The organism is Nitrososphaerales archaeon (genome assembly GCA_025058425.1).
Taxonomy (GTDB): domain Archaea; phylum Thermoproteota; class Nitrososphaeria; order Nitrososphaerales; family JANXEG01; genus JANXEG01.
This window is the reverse complement of sequence record JANXEG010000009.1, coordinates 16,201-31,124: the sequence shown is the minus strand read 5'-3', so window position 1 is coordinate 31,124 and position 14,924 is coordinate 16,201. Positions and strand designations below refer to the sequence as shown.

16 protein-coding genes and 1 tRNA gene are annotated in these 14,924 nt (G+C 42.0%); 11 read left to right on the top strand and 6 right to left on the bottom strand.

The features are described from left to right. Positions 1-620: 620 nt before the first annotated feature. The 3 genes from NZ896_01850 (at position 621) to NZ896_01840 (ending at position 3,270) form a co-directional block, all read left to right on the top strand. Positions 621-938, top strand: coding sequence for a hypothetical protein (locus tag NZ896_01850; GenBank protein MCS7116196.1), 318 nt, complete (start codon positions 621-623; stop codon positions 936-938). Between the two features lie 246 nt (positions 939-1,184). Next, on the top strand, positions 1,185-2,144 hold the full coding sequence (locus NZ896_01845; GenBank protein MCS7116195.1) for a D-glycerate dehydrogenase: 960 nt from the start codon (positions 1,185-1,187) through the stop codon (positions 2,142-2,144). 88 nt (positions 2,145-2,232) lie between these two features. After that, positions 2,233-3,270 carry an Ldh family oxidoreductase gene (locus tag NZ896_01840; protein ID MCS7116194.1) on the top strand — a complete coding sequence of 346 codons (1,038 nt, stop codon included), beginning with the start codon at positions 2,233-2,235 and terminating at the stop codon, positions 3,268-3,270. 2 nt (positions 3,271-3,272) lie between these two features. On the opposite strand, the gene NZ896_01835 is transcribed toward NZ896_01840, so the two are convergent. From NZ896_01835 to NZ896_01825, 3 genes are all read right to left on the bottom strand, one after another. Further along, positions 3,273-4,232 carry a DHHA1 domain-containing protein gene (locus tag NZ896_01835; GenBank protein MCS7116193.1) on the bottom strand — a complete coding sequence of 320 codons (960 nt, stop codon included), beginning with the start codon at positions 4,230-4,232 and terminating at the stop codon, positions 3,273-3,275. A gap of 121 nt (positions 4,233-4,353) precedes the next feature. Next, positions 4,354-4,485 (bottom strand): hypothetical protein, encoded by a 132-nt coding sequence (locus NZ896_01830; protein MCS7116192.1) that lies wholly within the window; start codon positions 4,483-4,485, stop codon positions 4,354-4,356. Positions 4,486-4,633: 148 nt separating this feature from the next. Next, on the bottom strand, positions 4,634-5,257 hold the full coding sequence (locus NZ896_01825) for a LysE family translocator (protein MCS7116191.1): 624 nt from the start codon (positions 5,255-5,257) through the stop codon (positions 4,634-4,636). Between the two features lie 243 nt (positions 5,258-5,500). Here NZ896_01825 and NZ896_01820 point away from each other — a divergent pair, with 243 nt between their 5' ends. Together NZ896_01820 and NZ896_01815 are read left to right on the top strand one after the other, a co-directional pair. Next, on the top strand, positions 5,501-5,956 hold the full coding sequence (locus tag NZ896_01820; GenBank protein ID MCS7116190.1) for a hypothetical protein: 456 nt from the start codon (positions 5,501-5,503) through the stop codon (positions 5,954-5,956). A 42-nt stretch (positions 5,957-5,998) separates the two neighbouring features. After that, positions 5,999-6,085 (top strand) — tRNA-His (locus tag NZ896_01815). A gap of 116 nt (positions 6,086-6,201) precedes the next feature. Here the strand turns inward: NZ896_01815 and NZ896_01810 are convergent. Next, the gene (locus tag NZ896_01810; protein ID MCS7116189.1) at positions 6,202-7,557 is read right to left on the bottom strand and encodes a mechanosensitive ion channel family protein; all 1,356 of its coding nucleotides are present in this window, start codon (positions 7,555-7,557) and stop codon (positions 6,202-6,204) included. Between the two features lie 189 nt (positions 7,558-7,746). Here NZ896_01810 and NZ896_01805 point away from each other — a divergent pair, with 189 nt between their 5' ends. Then, positions 7,747-8,532 (top strand): SIMPL domain-containing protein, encoded by a 786-nt coding sequence (locus NZ896_01805; GenBank protein ID MCS7116188.1) that lies wholly within the window; start codon positions 7,747-7,749, stop codon positions 8,530-8,532. A 157-nt stretch (positions 8,533-8,689) separates the two neighbouring features. Here the strand turns inward: NZ896_01805 and NZ896_01800 are convergent, their stop codons facing one another. Then, the gene (locus NZ896_01800) at positions 8,690-9,742 is read right to left on the bottom strand and encodes a phosphate uptake regulator PhoU (protein ID MCS7116187.1); all 1,053 of its coding nucleotides are present in this window, start codon (positions 9,740-9,742) and stop codon (positions 8,690-8,692) included. 93 nt (positions 9,743-9,835) lie between these two features. Between NZ896_01800 and NZ896_01795 the strand changes: the two genes are divergently transcribed. The 5 genes from NZ896_01795 to NZ896_01775 are packed head-to-tail and all read left to right on the top strand — an operon-like array spanning position 9,836 to position 14,182. Beyond that, entirely contained in the window at positions 9,836-10,864 is a 1,029-nt protein-coding gene (locus tag NZ896_01795) for a PstS family phosphate ABC transporter substrate-binding protein (protein MCS7116186.1), read from the top strand. A gap of 31 nt (positions 10,865-10,895) precedes the next feature. Continuing rightward, complete coding sequence (gene pstC, locus NZ896_01790; GenBank protein ID MCS7116185.1) at positions 10,896-11,813, top strand: phosphate ABC transporter permease subunit PstC; 918 nt, start codon at positions 10,896-10,898, stop codon at positions 11,811-11,813. Further along, on the top strand, positions 11,810-12,712 hold the full coding sequence (gene pstA / locus NZ896_01785; protein MCS7116184.1) for a phosphate ABC transporter permease PstA: 903 nt from the start codon (positions 11,810-11,812) through the stop codon (positions 12,710-12,712). Before pstC ends, pstA begins: the two co-directional genes overlap by 4 nt. Continuing rightward, positions 12,709-13,536: a phosphate ABC transporter ATP-binding protein PstB gene (gene pstB / locus NZ896_01780; protein ID MCS7116183.1), complete on the top strand. Its 828-nt coding sequence runs from the start codon at positions 12,709-12,711 to the stop codon at positions 13,534-13,536. Before pstA ends, pstB begins: the two co-directional genes overlap by 4 nt. Before the next feature lie 10 nt (positions 13,537-13,546). After that, complete coding sequence (locus NZ896_01775; protein ID MCS7116182.1) at positions 13,547-14,182, top strand: phosphate uptake regulator, PhoU; 636 nt, start codon at positions 13,547-13,549, stop codon at positions 14,180-14,182. A 19-nt stretch (positions 14,183-14,201) separates the two neighbouring features. Here NZ896_01775 and NZ896_01770 read toward each other — a convergent pair whose 3' ends face one another. Continuing rightward, the gene (locus tag NZ896_01770; protein MCS7116181.1) at positions 14,202-14,882 is read right to left on the bottom strand and encodes a helix-hairpin-helix domain-containing protein; all 681 of its coding nucleotides are present in this window, start codon (positions 14,880-14,882) and stop codon (positions 14,202-14,204) included. Positions 14,883-14,924: the final 42 nt, after the last annotated feature.

The following is a 14,924-nucleotide window of genomic DNA, read 5'->3' as shown; positions in this document are numbered from 1 at the left end:
ATGAGACAATGTACTTTAAATAAGCTCTTCTTGATAATTTACTTCCTTCTGACATCATTATATACTTATTGAACACTTACTTAAAAGCTTAAAGATTTGCAGAATTTATAACCATGATGTTAAGTTTTAGTAGAAATGGTCGACAAAATAGTAATTTAAAGCATTTATAATGATATTTCTTCAAATATTCCGAACCTGGAATTAAGATGCCCTCTATGGATCGATTTAACATAAGCTAAAGGAGTATAAAGGTTCGAGTATTCGAATCCAGCATCGTTTAATCGTAAAAATAACAGATATAAAAGAGGTCGAGTAGAATATTTGTTAATTCCAAACGGGCTTTTCTTAGAAGATTAGAAGACGGGTCTGTATTCAAGCAATTATATGAATCATACAGTCTAGGCACAAGATTTAAAGATAAGTGTATCGTAATGGTTTGGCCATTCTGGTTTGAACCATTACTTAAGACATCTTTTGTAAATCTTCTCTCTTTCTCTATCGGTAGAGTAAAAAATTTTTGATATCAAAAGTCCAAAGGCTTTTATGGTAAGGGATTAGCGATCCTTGATACCTTATAATGGCAAGTTTAATAAACTTGTAAGAGCAAGATATTAGTTTGGATGGTATCTGCTAAAACCTTAATCAAAGATTCCATCTTAAAGGCCATATCTGAATTCAATAAGTATAGAAGTCCAGAGGCCACGGCAAGGCTGGTCAAGATGGGCAGAAAGGAGCTCATTCTGGAGTTCGAAGGTCCATTCTGCATAAGTTGTGGAGTCTACGATTACTTCGAAGACTTCATTCACGAGTTGAAGAAATTTAGCGATATCGGTATAAAGATTTCAGATTTTAAGGAACTCAAACCCTACACCATCAGAGTTAGATATTTATTAGAAAGTCCAGCGAGCAGTAATTCGATCGATGTAGCACCACCATAACAAAACAACCTTTAAGAAAGAAAGTTAAGGAAGTCAAAAAGGTAAGTCGTTGAAAATACTCTTTTACCATAATTCCTCTTTAACAGCATAGAAATCATTTAGCCATTTGGCATTAATGAAACTGACGAAAATAGCAGCATGTAAATGTGCTTTCGTTTTATATATGGTAGCATCGAATATACTTCATCTGTTTAGAAACCACAAATGATGCAAAAGTTTACTACTGAGTAGCTCTAAAGATATGATATGCGTAAAATCGTTATAACTGCCCCTATAAGAGAAGAAGGAATAAGATTATTGGAGAAGGAGGCTAAGTTAAAGATCTTTCCACGACCTCCAACGGAGGATGAGTTGATGAAGGAAATGAGCGATGTAGATGCATTGCTCGTCACAACGAATGTAGAAAGGATTACGAAGAGGTTGATCGATGCTGCACAGAGACTTAAGATCATCGCAAGGCATGGTGTCGGTTATGAGAATGTTGATGTAGATGCAGCTACACAGAAAGGCGTATGGGTTACAGTAACCCCCGTATTGAGTGAGACCGTAGCAGATCATGTATTCGCTCTAATCTTATGCCTCTCACGAAATATATGCAAAGCCAACGATTATATAAAGAGTAAAAAGTGGTTGGTAAGGGATCCCTTGATCTTCATGGGCAGTGATGTTTCGAATAAGACTATAGGAATAATCGGTTTAGGGAGGATAGGGAGTTGTGTAGCTGAAAGGGCCAAGGGATTCAATATGAATATTTTGTACAATGATATAGTAAGGAAGGTGGAGCTTGAGGAGAAGTTGAATCTAAGATTCACAACCTTAGAAGGCTTACTCTCCGAATCTGATTACGTCGTTGTATCTTTACCATTGACTCAAGAGACGATCGGTTTTATCGGTGAGAGGGAGCTCAAGTTGATGAAGAGGACGGCATTTCTTATAAATATTGCAAGGGGGGCGATCGTCGATCACAATGCATTGGTCAGGGCATTGAAGGAGGGTTGGATCGCAGGTGCGGGTATCGATGTATTTTATAAGGAGCCATTGCCTACCGATGATCCTATTTTAGAGCTGGATAATGTGATCTTAACCCCTCATATAGCATCGAATACGATAGAGTGTAGGAAGAGAATGTCCATCACGGCGGCTGAAGAGATCTTAAGGGTCTTTCATGGCGAAGAGCCCAAGTATCCTGTGAATAAGATCCATTAGCCCAACCATTTACACCCTTCGCTTTTTAGGAAGGGTATTGCTAATTAAAGGTAAAAGATAAAATAAGTGCTAGTAGATAATGTAACCAATGGCCATATACGTACATGTGGACGAGTTAAGAAGGTTTACAGAGGAAGTATTTCAAAAGGTCGGCGTCTCGGAAGAAGGGGCGAAGATCATCGCAGACCACTTCGCCTTCACCAATCTAAGAGGTATAGATTCGCACGGTATAATGAGAACACCTTACTACATAAAAGGGTTCGAAGATGGTCTGATCAACCCGAGGCCGGAGATTCGCACAATTCGTGAAGGTAAGAATCACATACTTCTAGATGGCGATAGGAGTTTAGGACATATACCAGCTATGAAAGTTACAGAGATCGCCATAAAGAAGGCTGAGGAGAGCGGTATAAGTATTGGGGGTGTAGTGAATTTAAGGCACGTAGGTGCATTATCACATTACGTTTCAAAGGTTGTGGAGAGGGGGTTTATAGGTATATCGTTGGCAAATGGCTCGCCCAGAATGGCATTGATCGGATTTAAAAGGGCGGTTGTAGGAACGAACCCGATATCGATCGGGTTCCCGAGGGAGAGGGGGCCACCGATCATCCTAGATATGGCGACGAGTGTCGCCGCCATGGGCAAGATCGTGTTGGCAGCGAAGAAGGGAGAGAAGGTCCCAGATGGATGGGGGATAGATAAGGATGGTAGAGCTACGAACGATCCAAAAGAAATTATTGAGGGTTCTGTACTGCCTTTAGGAGGTTATAAAGGGTTTGGGCTCGCGGTAGCGATAGATATCTTATGCAGTGTAGTGTTGGGTGGTGAATATGGATTAAGGATGGAAAGAACACTATTCTCACAAGGAGGGTTTGTAATATTGGTGATCGATATAAATAATTTCAGACCTTATAGAGATTATCTGAAGGAGATCGAAGAATACATAGATGCTTTAAAATCTACACCCACTATGGATAATGTTGAAGTCATTTTAGCGGGCGAGTTAGAGTATAGAACTTTGCAAGAAAGGATTCGTAAGGGTATACCGATAGATGATGAAACATTCAACGAGCTATCAAAGTTATCAAAGAGAATGAATATAACACCCCTTAAAATACTGGTTTGAGCTCACGATCTAGAGAGTTCTTGATCCAAGAGTTGTAGGAAATCATTTAACTTCTCCAAAGGTATCTGAGCACCACTGGCCCTAGGATGGCCACCACCAAAGCCACCGAGCTTATTGGCGATCCTCGATGCGATCATCCCCAAATGGTGTCGACATTCACTACTCCCCCTCAAAGAGACCTCAAAGACACCTCTATCTTTAAAAACCCTGTATACCACACCGATAGGCACATCAAACACACCGATGAGGAAGTGGGCGATATTGCCTGTAATCGATTCCTTAACCTCCATATAAGCAAAATTCTTCATCCTCTTACCATTCATTTCGATCTTTACGATCAATTCTGCTATATATTCAGCCTGCTCAATAGCCCGATCGATCAAACTGGGAATTTGGTGTGGATATCTGAATTCAGATAGATGATCTACAAGCTTTAAGAGAAATTCATCATCACTTCTGGCCAATGCGTAAGAAAGCAAGGTTGCTTCGAGTAGAATAAATTGCCTATCGTAACCTTGAATGATTTTACGGGCGATGGGTTGAAGATCCATGTAATCTGTGATTGCACCGTAAGCTGCCAATAACTCAGCCTTCTTCGGTAAAACTTTACAAAACTTCTGATAGGTCAATACACTTGTGGATTCATCCTCTGAGTGAGTAACATCGATACCCGCTTCACGAATCTTCTTCAGTATAGAAGGATCTAAAGTATGGTGATCTATGTAATGTATAGAATTCATCGGTCTATTCTTCGCATACTGCAAAATCTTATCTGCAACATCTAAATTTAAACCCATATCACATAAGTACAATTCGTCAAATTCCCCAACGGAGCTCAACCTATCCTTTAAATCATCGTAGTCTGAGAGGATTACCTTGCACCCTATCGCTGCTTTGATCAGGGCGGCTGAAGACAGACCGTCTACATCCTTACGATGGGAGATGCATATTCTATTTACCAACTTATCGACCTTACTATAATATACTCTACACCAAACTTATTAACATAGTCAAAGCAGCCAATACCCTACTCTAACGGTTTAGCTAATAAATACTTGTGGTTTGAATAAGATCTAACAGGATTTAGATTTCGATTCTGATGAGTCGATGGGCTTCATCATTCTTATTGAGATGGGATACTGCCTCGGCTACACTTAATGTTTCAAAACCACAAGTACACCTATACTTCCATCCACCTATGTTCCTCTTACTCATTTGAACCACCTCTTGATGGCAAGAAGACTCTAATAACCATCTTATAAATCTTTCTTATTCTTCTTGATCTTATTCTATATGATCGTATCGCTGAACGTTGGAATGATAAGTCTTATTAAAAAGGGGGCAAAACTATCTTAAAAATGGCTCATGCCAATGCTGAGGAGATAAAGTTAATGCCGAAATATATCAGTAACAACCCTAAAGATCCGATTACTATACGATAACCCCTCGATCCCAATATGCTGAAGCCTTTACGTGATAGTGAAGCGATGAAGGTCAACCAAGCATAATCCATCCACACATGCGCCACATACATGATTACTACACCCCACAACGCTGCTAGGATCAGCGCATTGATGATCAAAGTCGTCCCTATGGTAAGCCACCACATAATGAAGAAGGGATTCAATCCTGTGAGAATTACACCCAAAATTAATGAATTATGAAGCCAACCCTTCCCGATACTTTGAATGTGGATCGGATTCGATTTAAACATACTATTTACCTGCAATACTCCTAAAATTATGAGAGTAATTCCACCTACTAAACTTATAATCGATTTTAATTGAGTATGATCGCCGATGTTGATCAATCCAAGGGCCAATAGAAACACAAGCGGGAGTTCGACGATCGTGTGGCCTACAGCAACAAGGACTCCCGCCCTTGCACCTTCTTTAGAACTTTGAATCAGTGTCCCTACAAATAGGGGGCCGGGAGTAAGGGCGCCAGATGCCGTTATTACAATGACTGTAGCGAGAAAGCTCAGCAAGTTACTACAATCGTTTTTGCATAATATAGTATATTACACTTTCGCTATGTAAATGTGAAATTTCTTATCGATTAATCCGATTAAAAATGATTTTAAACTCAAATTCTTTGATCTTTTTCTAACCGATTATTAAAAATTTTTATAATGAAGAGGCAATTATCAGCGAATTCTGAAATCTTAAAAGGTATAAGAGTAAAGATTATTTAATTAGTTAGCGGATGGTATAGTGAGGATAAAGCCACTTTGAAGGATGGAGAGCGAGACTGGAGGGAGAAAGTAACCGAGAATCTTGATTACTATATCGATACGGATGAAGGTCGAAAAGAATTTTCTGAGATGTCAAGAAAGGAAAGGGAGCTCTTAGAAGAATATATTCGGAAGAGTAGGAGGAGGATTAAGGATATAGTGTGGTTATCAAGATTCTGCTTACTCTGTGTACAATTTGTGAAGCGCGGAGATGGTTATACTAGATGTGCTAAGTTGAATGCGAGGATTGTAAAGCCCTTTTATGGCAAGCCCGTTTGGGGTACAAGTGTTACATCAAGCGGTGAAAAAGAGTTATTCATAGTTGGATTCGATTGGAAGGTTAAATCGATCGATGTGCCAGAATCATTGGTAGAAGTAGCGATAAGCACTATAAATAATGGATATCCTTACGCCTGTTTCGAGCCCAGGCTCATCAAAGGTTCGATCGAATAAGGTTATCCTTAAATCCATCTTTAATAGATAAGATATGATGAGGCCGTCGTGGTGTAGCTCGGTAGCATAAGAGGCTGTGGACCTCTTGGCCGTGGGTTCGAGAAGACCTCGAAAATCCCACCGACGGCCTCCATTTCATAAATTCTATAACTCCATGATCACGAGTTTATCACAAAGATATAATTCAACAAATCGTTCATTAAAGTTCGATAGATTGTGAAGATCAATACCATTCTATAACCTATTCACGATTTCTGCGAATTCTTCATGTTGTTGACGATGATCTCTAAACTATCAGCGATCTTCGCTATTCGCTCTTTCAAATCTCTATCTAGAACCAAGTGTCTCCTCGGATAGGGAATCTCGATACCATTTGCATCGAATTCCTTTTTGATCTGGTATAAAAGCTCTCGAGCCATGTTGAAGGCGGTAGGTTGATCCTTTGCCCTTGAGATAAGTCTTAAATTTATCCCCGAATCTGCAAAGCCCATAACCACCACTCTTGGTATATTGCCCAGGGGTAGGCAATCAGGATGTTTCTTAGCGATATCTAACATGATCTGCATCGCTTTATCTAAATCAGATTCGTAACCTACTTGTACGTCGATGGGCACGAGCATCGTGGGATCGCCCATCGTATAATTTATGATGACTTCCGATTGGAAGATGGAGTTTGGAACTATAAGACGCCTATTATCCCATGTACGGAGTACCGTGAACATGAGCCTGATATCCTCTGCAAAGCAGAATTCATTCCTAAACATAATAGCTTCACCGATTTTAAACGGCTGTGAGATAGAGATCAACGCTCCAGATATTATATTGGATAGGCTCGATTGTGCCGCAAGGCCTATAACGATCGATGCGAAACCGGCAGCCATGAGTAATGATAAGATGACACCTCCAGTCGCAGGGAATGCAGTTAAGATGATAGCCAAAAGCCCTACAGCAGTTACGATGGCCAGTATGAGCTTTCTTAAGAAGGTGTATAGAGTAATCAATCGTGGCTCCTTCACTATTAAGCCATGTGTGAACCTTACCAAGGCCATATTCAATGCGTAGATTATCAAGAATAGTACGGTGAGGCCTGCGAAGAAGAATATCAATGAAAAGGCAAATTCTAAACCAACCATTGGAATCAGTGGAGAGGAAAAGAGTATGTATAATGCTGTAAGGATTGTAACGGTGTATATGAAATAGATGATCGTCCTATGTAAAAGTTTTGTGAACTTCTCGATCTCGGGCCTTTCCTTTATTATCTTTTCGGTTCGAGACTTAAGGAGGTTGCTTATAATCACAGCTATTAACCTACCGAGCAAGGCTACGACCGATAGCTTGACGATGACCGTCAGATACTCGACATTTATCCAATGAGAGAAGAATGTCGGAAACTTTAAGGTCCAGTAACTTATCGCTGCAGTTAAACCTATTAAGATGATGAATAGTAGTAGCACATTCTTTACGTTAGAATGAATACGCTCCCCTAACTCTTTATCTTTAAAGATTCTATTCATGAGCCTTTTTATCATAAAGTTCGAGCCGATCGCTAGTAAGATTGAGATTGTGATAATGATGAAACCTACAATTAAATCGATGACCATCGTACCTTTACCTTATTATTTAATTTTGGATTCGCTAATTAAGTTTAGCTTTGAAGCCATCAGCCACGTATCAACTTTTCATCGCATAGCATTGTAAATCGTTTGTTCTAAATTTTGTTCTAAATTATGAATTGGTGTTCTGAACTGTAGAATTATTTACCATGAACTCTTAATTAACGATCGATGGTTATGAAGGGCTCTTTAAGCTCTTTAGGCTCTTCAGAAGGTAGATGGCTATACATGATAGTGGGATTATTATCGATACTATCGATCTCAGCAATCATTATGAATATTGCAACATATTCAGCGATCCTTGCTCTACCACAATCGAGATCGATTGGTAATAATAATGATGGTGAGCGCACCATATCCACTTCAGGCATAGGGATAGTTAGTATCAGACCTGATACTGTTAGTATCAGCATAGGTGTAGATACTCAAGCGTCAACAGCTCAAGAAGCCTTAAGGATGAATAGTGAAATTATGAATAGAGTGATCATCAATCTGAGACAGTTAGGCGTAGAGGATAGAGAGATCAAGACTACACAGCTAAGTCTTCAACCTCAATACATATATCCTCAGAATAAAGAGCCGATACTGATCGGTTACAAGGTATCCAACACCATTACGATCACTACACAACTATTGGAGAGGGCTGGGTTGATCATCGATCGGGCGATAACTTCTGGTGCAAATAGATTGGGCAATATCTACTTTACGATTTCAGATGATAAACAGAGGGAGTTAAAGAATGAAGCGATAAGAATGGCGATCGAGGATGCAAAACGTAAAGCCGAGATCATAGCTAATGCATCGAATGTGAAGATCATCGGCGTGAAGAGCATCATCATTTCAGATACAACCTATCATCCAATAATGACTAAAGATTTTCAAGTAGCAACATCTATACCAACGATCCTTCCGGGCGAGTCTCAAATCACCGTGAATGTTCAAGTAGTATACCTCATCGGTTGAGTTAATAGTTGATAAATGATCAGAATTGAACGGTTGTAGAGCCTTAGTTAACCAAAGGCATACTTCACTACCGATCGCTATCAAGTTACGATGAAGTTTCGCTGGAGATTAGTATCGATCTTCTATTGAGGGTTAGTAATAATAATCTTCTTATGTGTTATTTGAGGGTCACTTGTTCAGCAGTCATATTCAGTACGATCTCAGCGATATCACTCGCATACTCCGCCGTCCTTTTGATACCTTCCACGATGAGGCGCACCATCTGCAACAATTCCACAAATCCGCTCTTTTCCATCATCGTCAGAAACTCTCTCTCCATATCGACTATCGATTGAGCAGCCTCGACCACTCTATCTGCGATCTCATAATCGTGTTTGAATAGAGCAAGGAGTGATTCTTCGAAGACCTTTAAAGCATAACCGCTCAGACGCTCGATCTTATCGAGCACCAATTCATTCAAAGGTTGTTTGATCATCAACACAGCTTCAGCGATCTTACATGCATGATCGGCGATCCTCTCAATACTCTTGACGATAAGTCTATAGCCTAAACAATCACGTGGTGTCTTCAATCCGATCTCTTTAAGGATTCGATCGTTCTGAACCGCCATCTTTAGGTGGCGTATTATGTAGAGGCCGAATCTATCGACCTCATCATCCGTCTCTATTACACCCTTAGCCGTATCTACGTCGAACCTTTTAAGGGCGAGTATGGCATCTTTATGCATAGAGGTTGCGATCAAAGCCATCCTCCGCAGTGCATTCTCTATACTCAACTCAGGGAAGCCTAGCAGAACTTGTATAGTAATCCCCTCCGTGGAATCGGCTATAACTTCAGCCCCAACCAGATGTTTATGCACAGTCTCTTTAACGATATTCCTTTGAATAGATGTCATCGTACCCTCTCTTTCTCTCACATGAATCGTCTTGTACCCCAACAGATACATGGAGATGATCTTCCTAACGATCGAGCCCATAGTATCTTTACGTGAGATCGCGATCGTGACTTCACTTTTATCTTCATTGGATGAAGACCATTCGGGCACAATTACGAGTGATGCATCACTCTTTCTACTGATTCTCACACGATCTCCAGGCCGAAGGTTATTCTCTCGAACCCACTCCTTTGGGAGTGCGATCATGTACGATGATTTGCCCGAGAATTGAATCTTCCTGACTTCATCATAACTGTAAGACTTCTTATCGACCATATTCCTACAATATAGTTAATGTAGGGCAATATATTTCCCTTGCGCTTTCTATATATAGATCGTTAATAAAACTCCCTGATGGTGATAATATATATGGAAAAAAGGAGTGGTGCAAGGGAAGGTGTGAGTAGAACGGTCCTTCTTGCAAGCATCGTCACTGTAGTCGTGGTGCTAATCGCCAGCGCATTATACCTTAGCTTACCACAGCAACGACCCGCTACGACTGTAACCCAGAAGTTGTCAGGGAGTATCGTGATAGATGGTTCGAGTACTGTTTACCCAATCTCAGAGGCTGTAGCTGAGGCGTTTAGTAAAATACACCCGGATGTGAAGATTACAGTCGGTATCTCTGGGACTGGAGGGGGATTTAAGAGGTTCGTCATAGGAGAGACCGATATAAACGATGCTTCAAGGTTCATCACCGAAAGTGAAAAAGAAAGTGCGCGCCGGAATAATATCAAATGGATCGAAATACCGATAGCGCTCGAGGGTTTGGCCATAGCGGTTCACCCATCGAACAACTGGGTCGATTGTATTTCTCTCGAAGAGTTAAGGATGATATGGAGGCCCAATTCTACGGTGAAGAAGTGGAGTGATGTAAATCCACAATGGCCGAATGCAGATATCAAATTATTTGGGCCTGGACCTGACTCTGGCACCTTCGATTACTTTACGGAGAGGGTTGTAGGAAAGGCAAGGGCTTCGAGGACAGATTATATCCCAAGCGAGGATGATCACGTATTGATCATGGGCGTCTCATCCGAAAGGTACTCACTAGGTTACATACCTTATGCTTACGTGGTAGCGGCTGAAGGCAAGGTGAAGGTGTTAGCAGTCAGTGAGAAGAAAGGTGGCACGTGTGTTCGCCCCAACGATGAAACCGTCATATCCGGCAAATACCCATTATCAAGACCATTGTTCATCTACGTCAATGAAGATAAGATGCTTCAGAAGCCGGAGCTCAAGGCCTTCGTCGAATTCTACATCGAGAATGCTGAAAAGATCGTTCGTAAAGTCGGATACACACCATTGCCCAAAGAGTATTATACAACGATCCTGAAGTTATTTAGGGAGGGTAAATACACTGGTTACTTCGAAGTGTACAAGTCTTTGACCAAGTAGAATCATCGTAAGATCGTAAAAAGGTGAAGGTTTGAACAGTGCAAGTATAATAAGCATCAAGAGGGGAAGGCGTAGAGGTGTAATTAGTGAAAAGATTATCGAAAACCTTTTTTTATCGGCATCGGTAATAACCGTATTAGCAGTCCTCGTCATCATATTCACTCTCGTCTCAGAATCCCTTTCTTTCTTTTTACAAATCTCTCCCCGTGAATTTTTTCTAGGTACTCAATGGACAGCTTTCTTTGAGGATAGATCCTTCGGTGTTTTACCCTTACTAAGTGGTACGATCCTAACTTCTACGATAGCCTTACTCTTCGCTGTACCTACGGGAGTGGGTTCAGCGATCTTCTTAAGTGAATATTCATCAGAAAGGGTTAGACGAATCGTAAAACCTACGTTGGAGGTATTGGCGGGCATTCCCACCGTAGTTTATGGTTACTTCGCCCTCTACTTTATCACCCCAAACCTTCGCACCTTTATACCGGATATTAGTATCTTTAATGCGCTTTCAGCCGGACTCGCCGTAGGTGTGATGATACTACCGACGGTAGCTTCGTTGAGTGAAGATGCGATCTATGCGGTTCCGCAGAATCTAAAGGAGGTAGCTTATGCCCTCGGTGGTAGAAAGGTTGATGCTATAGTTAGAGTTATAATCCCTTACGCCCTTCCAGCCATCTTGAGTGCGATCATCATCGCGATGGCGAGAGTCATTGGCGAGACGATGATCGTAACGATAGCTGCAGGTCTGAAACCTAGTTTGACCCTTAATCCGTTTGAGAGTGTCATGACGATGACTGCCGCTATCGCGCAGGCTGCCACTGGCGATGCACCACACGGAACCGTTCAATATAGCTCGCTCTTCGCCGTCGGGACTTACCTTTTCGTCATCGTGATGATCTTAAACTCGATGAGCCATCTAATTAGATTGAGGTGGAGTATTAAATTATGAATGCAAATATAAATAGTGCAACCAAGACCAGGATAGTCGGTGGTAAAAGGCTTACTCGAAAGAAGGTCGTTGATAAATCGCTTTACATGGCCGTTCTGATCGCGGTCTCCATCGGCATCATCGTACTTTCAACTTTGCTGATCGATATAACCCTAAGTGGTATTCACAAACTCAGCCCAAATATCATCTTCAACTATCCATCTGGAGATCCCAACGAGGCTGGTATGAGGCCCGCAATACTTGGCTCTATATGGGTGGTAAGTTTAGCGATAATGATAGCCTTACCACTCGGTATTGTAACGGGCCTCTACCTCTCTGAATTTAGCAGGCAGAGCATTATAAGAAATCTGATAATATTCAACCTAACGAACCTCGCAGGTGTACCATCGGTCATCTTCGGGCTCGTCGGCCTTGGCTTCTTATCCTATACCTTAGGCTTGGGGAGGACGATAATTGTGGGAGGGATAACACTCGCTTTTTTGATCCTTCCTTTGACGACGGTCGCAACGATAGAGGCTGTAAACCTAGTTCCACTTTCACATCGATGGGCAGGATACGCGCTGGGAGCTACAAAGGTACAGGTCGTATTCAGGATAGTATTACCACAGGCATTCCCATCTATACTGACAGGGACTATACTGGCGATATCTAGAGCCATGGGAGAGGCTGCGCCTCTCTTAATAATCAGTGGCCTTCTATTCATAAAGAGAGATCCATCATCGATCTTCGATAGCTTCACAGTGATGCCCCTTCAGATCTTCAATTGGATCGGTAGACCACAGGCCGCATTTAGAGAACTTTCTGCCGCAAGTATAATAGTGATGTTGGCGATACTATTGGCGATGAATGTAGTAGCAATCTATTTAAGAGGCAAGTTACAAAGTAGGGTGATCGAATGACGATAGCGGATCAGTTGCTCAAGAATTTAAGGGAGTCTAAAGAGTCTAGAGAGAGCGATTTATCGAAGATCGAAGGGAGTGTAGTGCTCGAAACGATAAACCTTAGCGTCAGATATGGAAACACTTATGCGATAAGGAATATCAACCTTCCGATCTTTAGGAACCATGTTACAGCGATCATCGGACCTTCGGGCTGTGGGAAGAGTACCCTGTTAAGGTCATTCAATAGGATGAACGATTTGATCGGGAATGCGAAGGTTGAGGGAAAGGTATTATTCAACGGTATCAACATCTACGATCCGGATGTCGATGTTGCCCAGGTCAGAAGGATGATCGGCATGGTCTTTCAGAAGCCGAACCCGCTCCCCAAGAGTATCTTTGAAAATGTAGCATTCGGGCTCAGAATCAATGGTTTTAAGGGCGATCTGGAGAAGCAGGTTGAGTGGGCTTTGAGAAGGGCAGCATTATGGGATGAAGTTAAGGATAGGTTGCATGAAAATGCCTATAACCTTTCGGGAGGGCAGCAGCAGAGGTTATGCATCGCCCGAGCACTCGCCGTAGAGCCCGAAGTCCTCTTGATGGATGAACCTGCCGCATCCCTCGATCCATTGGCAACAGCGAAGATAGAGGAGTTGATAAGAGATCTGAAGGAGAAGTGGACGATAATCATCGTTACTCACAATATGCAGCAGGCGGCGAGGGTTTCGGACTTCACGGCCTTTCTCTACTTAGGGCAGCTCATCGAATATGGCGAAACTGTTCAGATCTTTAAAAATCCCAGAGAGGAATTGACGGAGCGTTATATAACTGGAAAGTTCGGTTAGAGGTGGTAGTTTGGTCAGACTCTTGGATATAGGTCTTGAGAGGCTCAAGAATATGATTCTCGACATGGCGAAGCATTCGGAGAATACGGTCTTTACCGCGATCGAAGCCTATAAGCAGGGAAAGGATATGACGGAGCAGATATTCGGATGGTCAGAGGAGCTGCGCATACTTCAGGATGAAGTGAGTGAGCTGGTAGTCGAGTTGATAGCAAGGTATCAACCAGTAGCATCGGATTTGAGATTTTTAAAGTCGTGTATGGAGATTGCTTATGGCTTCTCTCGTTTCGGAAGGTATGCTTACGATATATCCCAAGTCTTGAAGATGTTTGGAGACTTGTCGATGTGTGATAAAAGGGCTATAGATGAAGCAGGCCAGCAGGCAAAGGAGATGATAAGATTGAGTATAAAGGCATTCACCGAAAGAGATGCGAACCTCGCAAGGAAGTTAAGGGAGATGGACGATGTTGTAGATAGGATCTATAGAGATTTCGTTCGAAGGGCTATTCAATCACAAGGAGCGGATTTAAGATGTGTCGTTTCAGGGATCCTCATACTCCGTTACTTGGAAAGGATCGCGGATCACGCCACCTACATCGGAGAATCGGTCATCTACATCGTGTCTGGAGAGAGATCCTCTAGAAAGTAGTAAAAGGAACAGTAAAAAACTAGATCGAATTCGAATCTAATTTTAGATCCTTCTGTATCGAATCGTCTTTAAACTCCATATCTAGCAATTGAGTGATCCTCTTTGCTTTTACAGGGCCTAGACCATCCACCTTCTTCAATTCAGCTTCCGATGCCTGAAATATCCTTCTTACGGTCTTAAAGTGTTTTAAGAGGCGTATCGAAAGTTCGGCACCCACACCTGGCAATCCCTCCACGATGAATCTCTGCATATCCTGCTCACTCAACAACTTCGGTTTATGCCTTACACAAGGTCTGGATCTTTCTTTCTTCTGCATCCTCTTCGCTAATGTATATAGTAGATCGGCGCTCTGCTTCACATCTACCGTCGTTATGACTGGTATGCCCATGTCCAATTGGATCTTCAATAAAGCACCCCAGAATGCGTGAGGGTTCTTTCTCCTCTCCAACTCCCAAGCGATATCGCCCTCTATTAGCAAGATCGGCTTCACATATGCATCCTTTAACCTACTCATCTGCTCCAAGAGCCTACCTTGAAATAGGGATGTGAGAAAATCGTGAACGGTCTTCCTCTCCACGGCACATTCATCGGAAATTATGTAATCCCCGGGTGTAATCACCCTCCTCTCCACTTCGAAGCCCAGAGCGGAGAGTAGGGCCATCATGATATCCGGCTCACGTGTATCGGCGATGATCTTCATCCTCACACCACACCATAACCATGAAGATTTAGAGAAGATTAT

Bases quoted from the DNA above. Each gene is read 5' to 3' on its own strand.
- NZ896_01805 (MCS7116188.1), top strand. From the start codon at position 7,747: ATGAAGGGCTCTTTAAGCTCTTTAGGCTCTTCAGAAGGTAGATGGCTA.
- pstB (MCS7116183.1), top strand. From the start codon at position 12,709: ATGACGATAGCGGATCAGTTGCTCAAGAATTTAAGGGAGTCTAAAGAG.
- NZ896_01830 (MCS7116192.1), bottom strand. From the start codon at position 4,485: ATGAGTAAGAGGAACATAGGTGGATGGAAGTATAGGTGTACTTGTGGT.
- NZ896_01770 (MCS7116181.1), bottom strand. From the start codon at position 14,882: ATGAAGATCATCGCCGATACACGTGAGCCGGATATCATGATGGCCCTA.
- pstA (MCS7116184.1), top strand. From the start codon at position 11,810: ATGAATGCAAATATAAATAGTGCAACCAAGACCAGGATAGTCGGTGGT.
- NZ896_01840 (MCS7116194.1), top strand. From the start codon at position 2,233: ATGGCCATATACGTACATGTGGACGAGTTAAGAAGGTTTACAGAGGAA.
- NZ896_01845 (MCS7116195.1), top strand. From the start codon at position 1,185: ATGCGTAAAATCGTTATAACTGCCCCTATAAGAGAAGAAGGAATAAGA.
- NZ896_01795 (MCS7116186.1), top strand. From the start codon at position 9,836: ATGGAAAAAAGGAGTGGTGCAAGGGAAGGTGTGAGTAGAACGGTCCTT.
- NZ896_01850 (MCS7116196.1), top strand. From the start codon at position 621: ATGGTATCTGCTAAAACCTTAATCAAAGATTCCATCTTAAAGGCCATA.
- NZ896_01800 (MCS7116187.1), bottom strand. From the start codon at position 9,742: ATGGTCGATAAGAAGTCTTACAGTTATGATGAAGTCAGGAAGATTCAA.
- NZ896_01810 (MCS7116189.1), bottom strand. From the start codon at position 7,557: ATGGTCATCGATTTAATTGTAGGTTTCATCATTATCACAATCTCAATC.